The organism is Corynebacterium marambiense (genome assembly GCF_016342275.1).
GTDB lineage: Bacteria > Actinomycetota > Actinomycetes > Mycobacteriales > Mycobacteriaceae > Corynebacterium > Corynebacterium marambiense.
Map to the genome: position 1 here is coordinate 276296 of NZ_JAEIOT010000007.1, position 14600 is coordinate 290895.

At 63.2% G+C, this 14600-nt stretch carries 14 protein-coding genes and 7 tRNA genes; 7 read left to right on the top strand and 14 right to left on the bottom strand.

What is annotated here, in order from left to right; genetic code table 11:
• Nucleotides 1-163 precede the first annotated feature (163 nt).
• From pdxT to JDV76_RS06405, 14 genes are all read right to left on the bottom strand, one after another.
• Nucleotides 164-754 (bottom strand): pyridoxal 5'-phosphate synthase glutaminase subunit PdxT, encoded by a 591-nt coding sequence (pdxT, locus tag JDV76_RS06340; protein WP_198736021.1) that lies wholly within the window; start codon nucleotides 752-754, stop codon nucleotides 164-166.
• Nucleotides 754-1632, bottom strand: coding sequence for an acyl-CoA thioesterase domain-containing protein (locus JDV76_RS06345; RefSeq protein ID WP_198736022.1), 879 nt, complete (start codon nucleotides 1630-1632; stop codon nucleotides 754-756). Before JDV76_RS06345 ends, pdxT begins: the two co-directional genes overlap by 1 nt.
• Nucleotides 1633-1755: 123 nt before the next feature.
• Nucleotides 1756-2298, bottom strand: a complete 543-nt coding sequence (locus tag JDV76_RS06350) for a DUF7822 domain-containing protein (RefSeq protein WP_198736023.1) — start codon at nucleotides 2296-2298, stop codon at nucleotides 1756-1758.
• A gap of 98 nt (nucleotides 2299-2396) precedes the next feature.
• Nucleotides 2397-3293 (bottom strand): pyridoxal 5'-phosphate synthase lyase subunit PdxS, encoded by an 897-nt coding sequence (gene pdxS, locus JDV76_RS06355; RefSeq protein WP_198736024.1) that lies wholly within the window; start codon nucleotides 3291-3293, stop codon nucleotides 2397-2399.
• A gap of 127 nt (nucleotides 3294-3420) precedes the next feature.
• Nucleotides 3421-3885, bottom strand: a complete 465-nt coding sequence (locus JDV76_RS06360) for a hypothetical protein (RefSeq protein ID WP_198736025.1) — start codon at nucleotides 3883-3885, stop codon at nucleotides 3421-3423.
• Nucleotides 3879-5003, bottom strand: a complete 1125-nt coding sequence (locus tag JDV76_RS06365) for a glycosyltransferase family 4 protein (RefSeq protein WP_198736026.1) — start codon at nucleotides 5001-5003, stop codon at nucleotides 3879-3881. Before JDV76_RS06365 ends, JDV76_RS06360 begins: the two co-directional genes overlap by 7 nt.
• Complete coding sequence (locus tag JDV76_RS06370; RefSeq protein ID WP_198736027.1) at nucleotides 5000-5974, bottom strand: phosphatidylinositol mannoside acyltransferase; 975 nt, start codon at nucleotides 5972-5974, stop codon at nucleotides 5000-5002. The genes JDV76_RS06365 and JDV76_RS06370 overlap by 4 nt, the downstream gene beginning before the upstream one ends.
• Before the next feature lie 13 nt (nucleotides 5975-5987).
• On the bottom strand, nucleotides 5988-6638 hold the full coding sequence (pgsA, locus tag JDV76_RS06375) for a phosphatidylinositol phosphate synthase (RefSeq protein WP_198736028.1): 651 nt from the start codon (nucleotides 6636-6638) through the stop codon (nucleotides 5988-5990).
• Nucleotides 6631-7257, bottom strand: a complete 627-nt coding sequence (locus JDV76_RS06380) for an ATP adenylyltransferase (protein ID WP_198736029.1) — start codon at nucleotides 7255-7257, stop codon at nucleotides 6631-6633. The genes pgsA and JDV76_RS06380 overlap by 8 nt, the downstream gene beginning before the upstream one ends.
• Nucleotides 7229-9214 (bottom strand): threonine--tRNA ligase, encoded by a 1986-nt coding sequence (thrS, locus tag JDV76_RS06385; protein ID WP_232959057.1) that lies wholly within the window; start codon nucleotides 9212-9214, stop codon nucleotides 7229-7231. The genes JDV76_RS06380 and thrS overlap by 29 nt, the downstream gene beginning before the upstream one ends.
• A gap of 309 nt (nucleotides 9215-9523) precedes the next feature.
• Nucleotides 9524-10825 (bottom strand): Dyp-type peroxidase, encoded by a 1302-nt coding sequence (locus tag JDV76_RS06390; protein WP_198736031.1) that lies wholly within the window; start codon nucleotides 10823-10825, stop codon nucleotides 9524-9526.
• Nucleotides 10826-11002: 177 nt separating this feature from the next.
• Nucleotides 11003-11722, bottom strand: coding sequence for a copper chaperone PCu(A)C (locus tag JDV76_RS06395; RefSeq protein ID WP_198736032.1), 720 nt, complete (start codon nucleotides 11720-11722; stop codon nucleotides 11003-11005).
• 6 nt (nucleotides 11723-11728) lie between these two features.
• A complete protein-coding gene (locus tag JDV76_RS06400) occupies nucleotides 11729-12196 on the bottom strand; it encodes a copper resistance CopC family protein (protein ID WP_248140815.1) in 468 nt (155 codons plus the stop codon).
• Nucleotides 12197-12657: 461 nt separating this feature from the next.
• Nucleotides 12658-12729 (bottom strand) — tRNA-Val (locus tag JDV76_RS06405).
• A 367-nt stretch (nucleotides 12730-13096) separates the two neighbouring features.
• Between JDV76_RS06405 and JDV76_RS06410 the strand changes: the two genes are divergently transcribed.
• From JDV76_RS06410 to JDV76_RS06440, 7 genes are all read left to right on the top strand, one after another.
• Nucleotides 13097-13169 (top strand) — tRNA-Gly (locus JDV76_RS06410).
• A gap of 30 nt (nucleotides 13170-13199) precedes the next feature.
• Nucleotides 13200-13273 (top strand) — tRNA-Cys (locus JDV76_RS06415).
• A gap of 13 nt (nucleotides 13274-13286) precedes the next feature.
• Nucleotides 13287-13358 (top strand) — tRNA-Val (locus tag JDV76_RS06420).
• A 31-nt stretch (nucleotides 13359-13389) separates the two neighbouring features.
• Nucleotides 13390-13462 (top strand) — tRNA-Gly (locus JDV76_RS06425).
• A 31-nt stretch (nucleotides 13463-13493) separates the two neighbouring features.
• Nucleotides 13494-13565 (top strand) — tRNA-Val (locus JDV76_RS06430).
• A gap of 31 nt (nucleotides 13566-13596) precedes the next feature.
• Nucleotides 13597-13669 (top strand) — tRNA-Gly (locus tag JDV76_RS06435).
• 76 nt (nucleotides 13670-13745) lie between these two features.
• Complete coding sequence (locus JDV76_RS06440; protein ID WP_198736034.1) at nucleotides 13746-14513, top strand: pyrimidine reductase family protein; 768 nt, start codon at nucleotides 13746-13748, stop codon at nucleotides 14511-14513.
• Nucleotides 14514-14600 lie beyond the last annotated feature (87 nt).

A 14600-nucleotide genomic window follows, 5' to 3' on the forward strand; every position in this document is an offset into this window, starting at 1 on the left:
GGTGTCCGGTACTTCGGACCACGGACGACGAGGCGGATCAATCGCCCGTTCCCTCCGATGTCGTTGATGACACGGCGGCACCACTGAAGTACGTCGTTGGATTGCGTCCCGATTATACGCGGGGCGCGGGCGGGACCCACCGCGCCCTCGATTCGCCAGCGGATCAGACGGTCGCGGCGACCATGTCCCTGAACAACTCATGCACCCTCGTGTCGCCGGTGCATTCCGGGTGGAAGGACGTCGCAAGTGAGTTTCCCGAGCGGACCGCGACGACCGCCCCCTCCGCGGGACCGTCCGGGACCGTCGCCAGAATCTCGACGTCTGGGCCGACCCGCTCCACCCACGGAGCCCGGATGAACACCGCATGAACGGGCTCGTCGATACCCGCGAAATCGAGATCTGTCTCAAAGGAGTCCACCTGCCTGCCGAATGCGTTACGGCGAACGGTGACGTCGAGGACACCGAAGCTGTGCGCGTCGGCCCGCGTATCCAGGACCTCCTGCGCGAGCAGGATCATCCCCGCGCAGGTCCCGTACACCGGCAGTCCATCAAACAAGAGTTTCCGCACCGGATTGAGAAGACCACCGAGTTCCAGCAGTGTAGACATCGTGGTGGACTCTCCACCCGGAAGAATGAGCCCGTCAATCCCGTCAAGGTGCTCAACCCTGCGGACCTGACGATGGGCGACGCCGATCCTGTCGAGGGCCTGTTCATGTTCCCTGACGCCGCCTTGCAACGCCAGAATCCCGATCATCACCGCTGTGACGTCCTTTCCTTGGGGGCCAGTGTAGACATGGGAATGGACTGAGTTCCCGGTCTCAAGGTACGCGCCAAGCCCTCCTGGGTGACAACGGCCACAAGATTTCCCGATCTGTCAAATATCCGTCCATGGGTCAGCGCCCGGCCTCCGGAGGCGGACGGCGAGACCTGGTCGTAGAGCAACCAGTCATCGGCGCGAAACGAACGGAGGAACCACATCGCGTGATCGAGTGACGCTTCCTGGACCTCCACACCCGCATGAGGGACGAGAGCGGACTGAAGGAGCGTCATGTCCGACATGTAGGCGAGCGTGCACACGTGCGCTGTCTCGTCATCCGGGAGGGGCGTGCGGGAACGCAGCCAGACGACCTGTTGGCTGGCCGTATAGGGGTTCTGCCGGTACTGCGACGGATCCACGACCCTGATGTCGAAATCACTCCACTCGTCGAGTAGGGCCCGGAACGACTCGCGCATCCCGGACGTGTCCATCACGATCTCCTCGGGGTCGGGTACCTCCCGCATCCGATCGGAGTGTTCAACGCCGTGGTCCCCCGACCGATGGAATGACGCGGACATCGTGAAGAGGTTCTTTCCGTCCTGGATAGCTCTGACCTGACGGGAGCGGAAGCTCCTGCCGTCGCGGAGTCGGTCGACGAGGAATACGGTCGGCCGGTCCGATTTCCCGGCGGAGATGAAGTAGCCGTGGAGTGAGTGCACCGAGAAACCCTCGTCGACGGTCCGCGTCGCGGCCACGAGTGCTTGTGCGGCGACCTGCCCGCCGAATGTGCGGAGCAGCGTCGACTCGATGACGGTTCCTCGAAAGATGTCCCGATCGATCTGTTCCAGATCCAGGACCCTGTTGATTCTGGCCACGGGAATTCCCAACTCCTTCTTTCGGGTGTTATCCGACCGACGGGTCGGCCCCGGCGACGAGTGGACACAGGTCGGACCCACCGGAACACAGTGTTGGTTCCAGCGGGTCCGGGTGCGGAGAAGCTACTTTCCGGCGCCGATACTTGCCAGGCCGATCTCCGAGACTCTCCGGACACCGGCCTCGTCATCCGGGGTGACGAGTGACTGGTTGTGCAGGAGCGCCGAGAGACTCGACGCCCTATCACCGACGAGGATCGGATCGGAGTCTATCGTGTCGTTGATGTTCCGGACCTCGGACAGCAGCGAGTCCACCCCGGAACCATCCAGAACCTGGCTGCAATCGAGGACGATGTAACGGCAGTTCCGGAGGCGCTTGCTATTGAGGACCATTCGGGCGGTCTCGGCGCTACGCCGGAACTCCTTCCGGTTGAGACCCGCCCCGGATCCCGGGCCCAGATCATCAATGAACTGTTCCAGTCGCTGCACGCCTCCGGCGAAATCACCGGAGAGGAAAGCGGCATCCGAGTCAGCCTCGGTGTGCTTCTCAGCGTCAGCGCTCAACAGAATCTTGAAGACGAGGGGAACGCTGCCGTCATGCTGACCCAGCAGAATACGGTCACCGCCCTCAGCTTCTGTCGCGGCGTAGATGTAGCTGCTGTTGGCCATGGATGAAAACCTCCTGCTAAAGATGAACGTTCGATGCTGCCAGTGTAGTCCTACAGCCCTCGTGCGGGGCAGATGGTCACACCCGCCCCGCGCGAGACTCACCAGCCGCGCTGCGCGAGCCGGTGTGGCTGAGGGATATCGTCGACGTTGATACCGACCATCGCCTCTCCCAGGCCACGAGACACCTTCGCGATGGTCACCGGATCCTCGTAGTTCTGGGTGGCCTGGACGATTGCGCGAGCACGCTCGGCGGGATTCCCCGACTTGAAGATCCCGGATCCGACGAACACACCGTCGGCGCCGAGCTGCATCATCATCGCCGCGTCTGCGGGGGTCGCGATACCACCCGCGGTAAAGAGCACCACGGGCAGGGTACCGGTCTCCGCGACCTCGCGGACGAGTTCGTACGGTGCCTGGAGTTCCTTGGCCGCGACGTACAGCTCATCTTCGGCCATCGAGGACAGGCGCTTGATCTCCGCACGGATGGTGCGCATGTGGGTGACGGCGTTGGAGACGTCGCCGGTTCCGGCCTCACCCTTGGACCGGATCATCGCCGCACCTTCGTTGATGCGGCGGAGTGCCTCACCAAGGTTGGTCGCACCGCAGACGAAGGGGACGGTGAACCCGAACTTGTCGATGTGATTGGCGTAATCCGCGGGTGTAAGGACCTCGGACTCGTCGATGAAGTCCACACCGAGGGACTGGAGAACCTGCGCCTCGACGAAGTGGCCGATGCGGGCTTTAGCCATGACCGGGATGGACACGGCCTCAATGATTCCCTCGATCATGTCCGGGTCCGACATGCGCGAGACACCGCCCTGTGCACGGATGTCCGCGGGCACCCGCTCAAGCGCCATCACGGCGGTGGCTCCGGCGTCTTCGGCGATCTTTGCCTGCTCCGGGGTGACGACGTCCATGATCACGCCGCCCTTGAGCATTTCTGCGAGTCCGCGCTTGACTCTGGCGGTGCCTCGGATGGGTTCGTTGTTGCTCACTGCGTTTTCCGTCTCCTGTATGCGGGGTGGGTCCTGGAAAGTACCCGCTCATAGTAGAACGGACAGCCCAGGAAGGCACACAACAGGTGGACTTAGTTTCACGTCCGCCCGCCGACGGGGACGGTGGTCACTTCTCACCGTCGTTGAGTGACAGCGCAAAATACTCCGGTAGCGGCGCAGTCCCCCCCAACCGGAGAAGCCGGACAAGCGGGCGGGTCCGCAGCGACCGGGTCCTGGTGACGTAGTCGTTGTAAAATCGGTAAGAGGTGTCCACGCGGAAGACGGCACGCTCCAAAAGCTCCGGTGGATCGCCCTCTATCTGCCGGAGGTGGGAGCTGATCCGGTGCTCCAGCTGGGCGCGCTCCGTAAATCGCCCGGGCGCCAGTGGTACATCGATGGCGCGACGGGCGTCATCGACCGCACCCGTGGCTAGGACACCGACGAGATCAGCGCGCCTGTCCAGTGCAGCCTGGAGACTCGATAACGCGGCGTCGGTTCCAATGTGGAGCCGGTTGAGCCGTTGCGCGGTGAAGTAGCACCAGCACACGAAAACGGTGACCACCACCGCAACTGCGACCCAGATGATCAGCACACCCGCACCCCCGTACCATCATCAACGGTCCGATAGACCTCGAGGACCTTGTCCGCGACCGCCTGACAGTCGTACTTCTCCGCTCTCCGGCGCCCCGCCTCAATGAGCCTCCGCCGACGTTCCTCATCGTCGAGGAGAAGTCCGAGTTTCTCCGCGAGGTCGCCGTCGGAGCCGACGGTGAACAGCAACCCGGCCGGCTGCTCGGACTCCGCGTCACAGACCGCAGCGAAGGCCTCGAGGTCACTGGCGACGACAGCGGCACCGGCGGCCATAGCCTCGACGAGTACGATTCCGAAGGACTCGCCACCGGTGTTCGGCGCGACATAGATGTCCGCGGCTCCGAGTATCGCAGCCTTCTCCTGGTCGCTCACGCGGCCCACGAAACTGACGGACTCCATCGACCTCGGGGTCCCTCCCCCGATCACCGTGCAATGCACGTCCCGGTCCAGCTTCGCAAGTGCTCGGAGCAGGATGTCCAGGCCCTTCCGGGGCTCGTCGATCCGACCGAGGAACACGATCTCGGGCTGGCGGTCCGGACAGTCCGCAGACAACCCGGCAGCGACCGCACGTTCATGGTCGGCGCGGGCCGCCGCGAAGAACGCCGTATCCACGCCGTTCGGGATGAGGATCGGATCCCCTCCCAGTTGTTCAACCTGCCACCTCCTGGCCATCTCGGAGACGGCGATACCGCCGCGGATCTTCTCCAGCATTGGACGCAGCACCGGAAGCGCCAGACGGAGCAGCCGGGAGCCGCTCGATGAGGCGTGATACGTCGCGACGATGGGGCCTTCCGCGAGTCGCAGCGCCGCCATCGAGAAACTCGGTGAGTTCGGCTCGTGGATGTGGAGAACGTCGAAGTTCCCTTCCCGGATAAACCTCCGGATCCTGCGGTCGACCCACGGGCCGAAGGACAGCCGGGCGACAGAACCGTTGTACCGGAACGGGAGACTGGGTCCACCACGGACAACGAAGTCCGGGACTTCCGTTTCGTCAGAGCAAGGTCCGATGACCTCGACGTGATGGCCCGCCTCGATGAATCGTCGCGCGACATCGATGATGTGGGCCTGTACTCCACCAGGTTCGTCGAAGGAATACGGGCAGACGACGCCTATCCTCATGCGCGGTCCTCTCCGCTCCGGCTCAGTCCTCGCCGGAGGCGGTCCGCATCAAGATCAGCGAGCCACAACGGCTGCAGCATGTGCCAATCGGTCGGGTAGGCCGCGATATTGGCGGCGAAGATGTCAGCCATCTTCTGGACCGCTGCGTCGAGGTCGCATGCCACGCTGATCTCATCCGAGACACTGAAGCCCCACCCATCCTGGGTGAAGTAGCTGTGGGCGACATGCAGGGCGGCACCAGTCTCCTGCGCGAGCCGGACCGCGCCACTCGGCATCCGTGTGGGTTCGCCGAAGAAGTCGACCGTGACGCCAGTGTGTTTGAGGTCCCGTTCCCCCATCAGACACACGGTTCCCCCTGATTCCAGCCGCTCCCGGAGGATCGGGAACGAGGCGGGACCACCCGTCAGCGGAAGCACTTCGAATCCGAGTCCGGTCCGGAAACGGACGAAAGCGTCGTAGAGGACCTCGGGTTGCAGCCGCTCCGCGACGGTCGTGAAGCTCCCGTATCGCTGAACCATCAGCACTCCAGCCATGTCCCAGTTACCCGTGTGCGGGAGCACGAGGATCAGTCCCCGGTCCGAGGCGACAGCGGCGTCAAGGGTGGGCAGCCCGATCACATTCGGCGCGAGCTTCCCGAGGAGATCGTCATCCTTTGCGAGGACGGGCAGCCGGAAGGCCTCCAACCAGTACCGGGCGTACGAACGGACCGAGGCCCGGACGAGGTCGCGAGTCACGTTCTCGGCCCCGACAACCCGACTTAGATTGGCCCGGAGCTGATCCATGCCGCGACCTCGGTCCGAGGTGAGATCCGCACCAATGTTGAACAGCACCCGCGCCACCGGGGTCGGCAACCACCGGAGGAAATGCCACCCCACCAGGTAACCGACTGCGGCAGGGTCCCCAGAGCGGACCGCGTCCGCGATATCGGCGCCCCATCGGCGGTGAGCCGGGGCGATGTGGTTGCGGTCCATGAACAGGATTCTCCTAGGTTGTGTAGCTGCGTGCTCCAGCGGGCGGCGCGGTCTTCTCCGAGGCACCTGCCGACCGCGCCGCGAACCTCAGGCGTTGAATGACGGTGAGCACGGTGCCTGCCGCGAGGACGAACAGGGTGATCTCGATAGCCCACGGGACACCGAGGCCGGTGAGTCCGATACCGAGGAGACCGAGTATAAGCCGTTCCGGTCGTTCGATGAGGCCACCGACGATCTTCAACCCGGAGGCCTCGCCGCGCGCCTTCACATAGGAGATGACCTGGGATCCCACCAGAACCACCAGAGCGGCGACGACCACAGGGGCCGCGGCCTCGTGCGTGTAGATGAGCCACCAGGTGATCGCACCGAAGAACGCACCATCAGTGATCCGGTCACACGTCGCGTCCAGGGTGGCCCCGTACTTCGTGCCGCCTCCGCGCATCCGGGCCATTGTTCCGTCGATCATGTCAAAGGCGGAAAACAGGCCCGTCAGTACCGCTGCGGCGAACAGGTGTCCGGCGGGAATCAGGATCACGGCGAGAGCGATGGTCAACGAGGCGGAGACGACCGTGATCGTATTCGGGGACAACCCCAACCGGAGCATCGCCCTCGCCACCGGTTCCACCACCACTGCCGCCGGACGGCGTCCTCGTGCACTAAGCATTCGTCTCTCCCGGTGCATTCTCCAGACTCGTCCAGGCCTCCGCCAGTAGACGCCTGGTGTCACGCAGCAGCTGCGGCAGTACCTTGGTGCCGCTGATGACGGTCATGAAACTGGCGTCGCCGGCCCACCGTGGGACGATGTGCAGGTGCAGGTGGTCTCCGACTGACCCTCCGGAGGCCTTACCGAGGTTCAGTCCGACGTTGATGGCGTCCGGGTGCGACACCGATTTCACGGCCCGCACGGCGGTCTGTGCAAACGACATCAGCTCTCCTGACTCCTCCACGGTGAGATCCTCGAGGTTCGCGACCTTCCGGTAGGGAACCACCATCATGTGCCCGGAATTGTACGGGTACAGATTGAGGACGCAATAGACCGACTCACCCCGGGCGACGATGAGACCTTCCTCATCATCAAGATCGGGAATCCTCAGGAAGGGATCCCGTCGGTCGGTACCCGAGCCGGAATCCGGGTGTCCCTCCGCTCCGGAATCGGCGATGTAGCTCATCCGGTACGGAGCCCAGAGGCGAACGAGACGGTCTGGGACTCCTGCACCGCGATCAGTCATGGTTCCATCACACACCGGGTCATCGTCAGCGACGTTCCGCAAGGCGCTCCTCATTCGGTTGATCGTTGATTCGGTCCCCTACCCAGGCGGTGATCAGGGCAACCGCTTCATCGACCGGAATACCGTTGGACTGGCTGCCGTCGAGGAACCGGAAACTCACAGCATCAGCTTCGACGTCCCGGGCGCCGGCGAGAAGCATGAAGGGAACCTTGCCAGTGGTGTGGTTGCGGATTTTCTTCTGCATCCGGTCATCTGAGGTGTCCACCTCCGCGCGGACTCCGGCCCGACGGAGCCGTGAACAGACCGACTCGAGGTGCGGTGCGAAGTCATCGGCGACCGGAATACCAACCACCTGGTGCGGAGCGAGCCACGCGGGAAATGCCCCGGCATAGTGTTCGAGGAGGACCCCGAAGAAACGCTCGATGGAGCCGAACAATGCCCGGTGAATCATGATCGGGCGCTTCTTGGTTCCGTCGGAGGCGGTGTATTCGAGATTGAAACGCTCCGGCAAGTTGAAGTCGAGCTGCACAGTCGACATCTGCCAGGTCCGCCCGATCGCATCCTTGGCCTGGACGGAGATCTTGGGACCGTAGAAGGCCGCTCCACCCGGATCCGGGACGAGTTCCAGCCCGGAGTTGTGCGCGACCCGCTCGAGGATCACGGTGGACCGCTCCCAAATCTCATCGGAGCCGACACTCTTCTCGTCGTCTCGCGTTGACAGTTCCAGGTAGAAGTCGTCCAGCCCATAGTCCCGGAGCAGGGAGATGACGAACTCGAGGACGCTCGTCAACTCCGCCTCAAGCTGATCGTCGGTGCAGTAAATGTGGGCGTCATCCTGGGTGAATCCGCGGGCCCGGGTGAGCCCGTGGATCACGCCCGACTTCTCGTACCGGTAGACGGTACCGAACTCGAATAGGCGCAGCGGCAGCTCCCGATAGCTCCGTCCTCGGGACGCAAAGATCAGGTTGTGCATCGGGCAGTTCATGGGCTTCGCATAGTAGTCCTGCGCCTGCTTGGTCACGTTGCCGTCGGCATCCGTCTCGCCGTCGAGCTGCATCGGCGGGAACATGCCGTCAGCGTAAAAGTCCAGGTGACCGGACTTCGCAAAGAGTTCGCCCTTGGTCAGGTGCGGCGTATTGACGAAGCTGTAGCCGGCGTTGATGTGCTGCCGCCGGGAGTGTTCCTCCATCTCGAGCCTCACGATGCCACCGTTCGGGTGGAACACCGGGAATCCGGAACCGATCTCGTCGGGGAAGCTGAACAGATCAAGTTCGGTTCCGAGGCGCCGGTGATCGCGCTTCTCCGCCTCGGCGAGCATCGTCTGGTACGCCTCCAGGGCTTCCTTGGTCTCCCAGGCGGTGCCGTAGATCCGCTGGAGCCCGGCATTGCGCTGGTCCCCCCGCCAATAGGCCGCGGAACTGCGGGTCAGGGCGAAAGCTGGAATATAGCGGGTCGTCGGCACATGGGGCCCCCGACAGAGGTCGTACCACTCTGGCTCTCCGGTACGGGGGTTGAGGTTGTAATAGCCGGTCAGTTCGCCCGCACCGACCTCGGTCGCCTCATCGGAATCGGGATCGACGGATCCCTTGTCCTGGATCAGCTCAAGTTTGTAGGGCTCGCCGGCGAGCGCTTCACGGGCGGCATCGAGAGTCGGGTAGACACGACGCTCGAACCTCTGCCCCGACTTGATGATCTTCTTCATCCGCTTCTCCAGCTTGCGGAGATCCTCCGGAGTGAACGGTTCCGCAGCGTCGAAGTCGTAGTAGAACCCACCGTCGATGGCGGGACCGATCCCAAGCTTTGTACCGGGGAACTCCGCTTGGACGGCCTGTGCGAGCACATGGGCGCAGGAATGCCGGATCACCGAGCGACCGGCCTCGGTGTTCGCAGGGATGGGGAAGAATGCGGAGTCCGCGTCCGGAACGTGGGAGAGGTCGAACAAGGTCCCGTCCGCGTCCGCAACACAAACGATGGCGTCCTCGCCCTTGTTCGGGAGTTCCAGTTCACGCATCGCCGCTCCGACGGCGGTGCCCGCGGGAACTCGGAATGAGGGATAGGTTCCGGGTTGAGATTTTTCTGTCGTGCACACGATGCTGGTCGCGCTCCTTCTTACGCTCGGCGGGACCGGCATACCTGGCCGGCTCCCGTTCACGGTGGTGGGACAGTCCCGTCCGGCAACGGTTTCCACCGGTTGCGAACGGCCCCCGCGCCAGGACGCCAGGTGGACCGACGCCGATCCCGCCACCACCGGGTGGCGCGATGCGCCACGGCGATTGGACCAGATCGGCCGAACTGTCAGCCATCATCTTAACGCGCCCGATCAATCCTCGAGCAGCGTGGCTCCCCAGTAGGTGTCGCGCTCGGTGTCGTTCCGCCCTGTTCCGCGTTCCTCGTCTACTACCCCGGGCGGGCAGGCGAACACCGCAGAACCGATGTGTGTGATCCACTGGTTGAGTCTGTCCTTCTCATCCAGCCGACGCTGGATCGGGACGAACTGCTCGAGCGGGTTCTTCTGGAAACAGATGAAGATCAGCCCTGCGTTCGAGGTCTGTCCGCTCCCAGGTTCCGGCGGCAGATCGTAGTTGAAGGCACGTCTCTTAATCTTCTGGTGCGGCGCATCGTCCGGATTCGTTGACCGCGCGATATGGCTCGCCGGATCAATCACAGGAAGTCCGTAAGAGTCGATGGCACCGAAGTCGGGTACATCGAACTCCTCATCGCCGGTGAGCGGCGCTCCGCTGTCGAGGGTGCGGCCCATGACGACCTCCCGAGAATTCCGGTCGAGCATCTCCCATTCGTCGAGATTCATCGCGACGCGGCGAACCACCAGCGCGGTACCGCCGCGGAGCCAGTCCGGGCCCTCGTTGATCCAGACGATGTCGTCGAACTCCTCCCGGGTACGCGGATTCACCGTACCGTCCTTCTGGCCGAACAGGTTTCGTGGTGTCGCGTTGTCCGGACGGGTGCCGTCGGAGTTGAGGAACCCCTGCTGGAACCAGCGCACTGAGACGTAGTCGACGCCGGCCCTGATCATGTGACGGGTGGCGTGGGACAACGTGACCGGGTCATCGGAGCACAACTGCAGCACCACGTCGGCTTCGCCCCACTGGTCATCGAGCTGATCACGGGAGAATGCCGGAAGGGGCCCGAGCCACTCGGGCTTGGCCTCCGGACGCCCGATAATAGTGAAGAAAGTTTCTCCGAAGCCACACGTGATGGTGAGATTGGCGGGGGCATCAACCATCTCCGGTTCAAGATCACCGAGTGGTGCTCTGCCCTCGCACAGCCTGCGGGCATCCTCCGTCCACAATCGCATTAGTCGACGGGCCGCTCCCCTGTCCGCCATACCGCGGAAACTGAAGGCCACCAGATTCAGGTGAGCCTGAAACGGTGTCGCTATGCCTGCCTGGTGTTCGCCACCGAACACGACTTTCTCACTGCCGAGTTGGGAATCAACCCCTTCGCGGTCGCCGGGTACCACGACCCCCGGTTCCAGATCGCGGGAGCTATCTGAGGCGCAGGCGACGAGCCCAGCCCCGGCGGCACCCGCAGACAGTCCCGCCAGAAATCCGCGGCGAGTCAGGGAATGGGGAACAGGACAGGATTTGCTCTCGTGAGGCATGAGGTATCGGCGGTCTTTCAGGGTGTAGCAGTTGTGGCTGGATCGGTGGGCCTGGATCCGAGTTACCGGGGTAGAGCGGGCTCCGCAGATTCCAGCCCGACTCTCAGCTCCAGGGGCAGCGCCGGTCAACCGCAGAAACCACGCCGGGTAGATCGTGCAACTCGGTTCCGGAGTGGGCTATTTGTCTTTGTCGTGACCCATCTCGTGGTCACCATGCGCGGAGTCGGATCCGTAGTCCTCCTCGCCTGCTCCGATCGCACGCACAGGAACCTCCTTGACGACGATCTTCGAGCCGTCGGAGAACTTCAGAGTGATGTCGACCGTGGATCCGGCCTGGATCGCCTTGTCGTAATTTAGGATCATCAGATGGTCGGCACCCGGCTCAAGAACATGGTCGCCACCAGCCTTGATGGTAATTCCGCCCTCTTTCTCCTGCATCTTGCCGTCGACGACTTCGTGGATCTCGTATTCGGCCTCACCGAGCGACGTACTGAAACCGATCAGATGGATCTCACGGGCAGTGTGGTTTTCCAGCGTTCCGAAGATAGCGGTCATACCGGCACCGGCGGGCATCGCCTTGACGAAGCCGTCGTGAAGGTGGACATCCTCCGCCGTGAGCGTGCCAGCGGTGTCGTTCCTGGCGTCATCGGCGCTGTCCTTCGCCTTCTTTCCCGCCGCCTCGGCGGCGTCCTTGGCGTCGGCGGCACCTTCCTTCACCTTGTCACCGGCATCTTTGGCGGCGTCTTTAGCGTCGTCCCCGACTTCGGCGGCCGCCGAGGTGACGGCAGAGGCCGCGTCATCAACGGAATCCTTGGTGGAATCGGAGCAACCGGCGAGTGCAAACGTTGCAACGGCGACGGTGGCAATAGAGATGCGGCTGAGTGAACGGGTGGTCATAAAAACTCACTTTCTCTTCTTAATGATCAGGCCTGCGACGATAAGGAGAAGCAGGAGCAGCCCGCCGCCGACGGCGACGGCAGGAACAGGTGACGAGGACTCTTCTGGGTCGGACCCACCGGAGGGGTCCTCTGGGGTCGTCCCCGGTAGGGTGTCGGACGGGGCTTCCGAGGATGCTCCGTCGCCGCCCGAGACTGTAAAGGTGGTCCGTCCCCGGGTGGCGTGGCCGTCAGAGGACGTGATCTGGAACCCCACCGTGTATTCCCCCGGCCCTGGGCGAATGTCGTCGGGCACCACCACCGTGACGACCTGATTGTCCAGCACGGGCTCATCTCTGAACAGGACCGTGGACGTTGTGGTGTCACTCACCGCAACAGTGTTGAAACTGTCCCGGGGAATTCCAGAAAATTCGAGGACGATCTCGCGGGGAAACTCGTCGACCGTGGCACCGTCTGCGGGCGTTGAGTCGAGCACGACATCGTGTGCTACGGCGTAACCGCTGGACCAGGACGGACCTAAGCCCGATTGACAACCCACTATCACGACAGGGGCACTCAACGCAGCTGCGGCGATAGCCGCAAGCCTGCGGTACCGATGTCCGTACTGTCGGGTCACGATCAACTCCATGGTCGTTGTTGGGTGGCCTGCCGTAGCTCGGAAGACGGAGACATGGGACACCAGACGGTTCCCATTTTTTGAGGGCCTCTTCCACTAGTCGGTTGGTCCGGGCAGAAAGTTCCCGACCGACGGGACCAACCGGCGCGGCTTTGTCGAGCTGCATCTTCTCCGGGCCTTCTCCAGCGCCTGCTTCGGGGGTGAACGGCAACTGTTTCTGTCCCCACCCAGGGTACGCCGAACGGGCAGCCCGGACATCGGACTTGCCCTGGGAACAGCGGAAAAGCCCGGCCATAGTATGGTGGCCAGGCTAGTTGCGGTGGTCCCAGCTGGGATCGAACCAGCGACCTTTCCGGTGTGAACGGAACGCTCTTCCACTGAGCCATGGGACCTTCGACGAGTACGCCTCGCCTGCCTAGTAAGTTAACACGATCGCCGAGCGCTCACCTAATCCGCTGGTGGTGCACCGGTGTCTCCGCGACACTCACCGGGAGCAGTCCCCGTGCCTACCGGGACCCGTTCGGCGACAGGTGTGCCCCGTCACCCCCGGGTGACCGTAATCCAGTTCTGTGGAACGAAGAAATCTCGCGACAGGTGTGCCCCGTCACCCCCGGATAACCGTACCGAGGCTTCCGAAAGAACAGCCCGAGGAACATCGACCGGGTGCATCCCAACTGCCGATTTGTGCCCGAGTCCCGAATAGGGCTAGAGTTTGGTCTCGCACCACACCGGGTCCACGGATCCAATAAGTGTAGTGATGCGGATGTAGCGCAGTTGGTAGCGCATCACCTTGCCAAGGTGAGGGTCGCGAGTTCGAGTCTCGTCATCCGCTCTGGTATGGTTTTCGTACCTGCACAGCCACGGTGGAATGGCCGAGTGGTGAGGCAACGGTCTGCAAAACCGTGCACACGGGTTCGATTCCCGTTTCCACCTCCAATTTTATAGTCCTGCGCGTTTAGCTCAGCGGGAGAGCGCTTCCCTGACACGGAAGAGGTCACTGGTTCGATCCCAGTATCGCGCACCGGAGTAGCACAACTCCTAAAAATGTGCGTGCGGATGTAGCGCAGTTGGTAGCGCATCACCTTGCCAAGGTGAGGGTCGCGAGTTCGAGTCTCGTCATCCGCTCTGGAAATACTGCACCGCAGTCTTTCTCCCCGCGCGTTTAGCTCAGCGGGAGAGCGCTTCCCTGACACGGAAGAGGTCACTGGTTCGATCCCAGTATCGCGCACCGGAGTAGCACAACTCCTAAAAATGTGTGTGCGGATGTAGCGCAGTTGGTAGCGCATCACCTTGCCAAGGTGAGGGTCGCGAGTTCGAGTCTCGTCATCCGCTCAATGATCACAGTGGCCCGGCCCTCGACGGCCGGGCCACTTTTGTCATGCGGTGCCACGGACTATCCTTGCCCTCCATGAGCGATTTCCCAGGTGCCGTCCCCGCGGACGTACTGATCGGACCGACGCAGCCAGTCGGGATCTCTCAGATTCGCGCCGTGTCCGCCGTGACACTGACCGGAGCGACCACGATTGGCGGCACATCGGGACCGCTCGGCAACGCCACGGACACGAAACTGCTCCTCGCGCTCCGATCATGGAGTGATGTCATTCTCGTCGGCGCCGCGACCGTTCGAGCCGAGAACTACGGCAGGGTCGTCCTTTCCCCTGGCGACCGCGCCCGCCGAACGTCGGAGGGACGTCCACCGCTACCACGGGTCGCGGTCGTAACCCGTTCCTTCAACCTCTCCCCGGATTCCCCCTTGTTCGCCGACAGTGAGGTCCCGACGCTCGTTCTCGTCCCGGCACAGGCATACGCGGACCCGAGACTGGCGGGGCCTCGCGACGCGATCATCCGTGCGGGCGGGCGGATCGTGTCGACGGAAGGTGGCACACCGGGCGAAATCATCGGATGCCTCCGGGAACAGGGCCACCGTCGGATCATCTGCGAAGGCGGGGCACAGCTCCTCGGACAGCTGGTGCGGGCGGATCTGATCGACGTCCACCACATCACCATTGACCCGAGCCTCACCCTCCCTGTCCATCCGGGACTGATCGCCGAGGTGGACACCCGACCGAAGGACCCGCAGGAACACCACCGCCTCTGTCTCGACGAGGTCCGCGCCACATCGGACGGGTGTGTGTTTCTCCGGTATACCAGGAAACACCCCGGCCTCGCTCCCTGATCAGGGAGCCTCCCGCGGTATGGTGGGACAGTGACTGACCTAGCCCACTCCCGCTTGACCACGATCTGGAACTCTCCCGGCCCTCGT

Bases quoted from the DNA above. Each gene is read 5' to 3' on its own strand.
- pgsA (WP_198736028.1), bottom strand. From the start codon at position 6,638: ATGCTTAGTGCACGAGGACGCCGTCCGGCGGCAGTGGTGGTGGAACCG.
- JDV76_RS06365 (WP_198736026.1), bottom strand. From the start codon at position 5,003: ATGAGGATAGGCGTCGTCTGCCCGTATTCCTTCGACGAACCTGGTGGA.
- JDV76_RS06370 (WP_198736027.1), bottom strand. From the start codon at position 5,974: ATGGACCGCAACCACATCGCCCCGGCTCACCGCCGATGGGGCGCCGAT.
- JDV76_RS06395 (WP_198736032.1), bottom strand. From the start codon at position 11,722: ATGACCACCCGTTCACTCAGCCGCATCTCTATTGCCACCGTCGCCGTT.
- pdxT (WP_198736021.1), bottom strand. From the start codon at position 754: ATGATCGGGATTCTGGCGTTGCAAGGCGGCGTCAGGGAACATGAACAG.
- JDV76_RS06390 (WP_198736031.1), bottom strand. From the start codon at position 10,825: ATGCCTCACGAGAGCAAATCCTGTCCTGTTCCCCATTCCCTGACTCGC.
- JDV76_RS06350 (WP_198736023.1), bottom strand. From the start codon at position 2,298: ATGGCCAACAGCAGCTACATCTACGCCGCGACAGAAGCTGAGGGCGGT.
- thrS (WP_232959057.1), bottom strand. From the start codon at position 9,214: ATGCGTGAACTGGAACTCCCGAACAAGGGCGAGGACGCCATCGTTTGT.
- JDV76_RS06380 (WP_198736029.1), bottom strand. From the start codon at position 7,257: ATGAGGAGCGCCTTGCGGAACGTCGCTGACGATGACCCGGTGTGTGAT.
- JDV76_RS06440 (WP_198736034.1), top strand. From the start codon at position 13,746: ATGAGCGATTTCCCAGGTGCCGTCCCCGCGGACGTACTGATCGGACCG.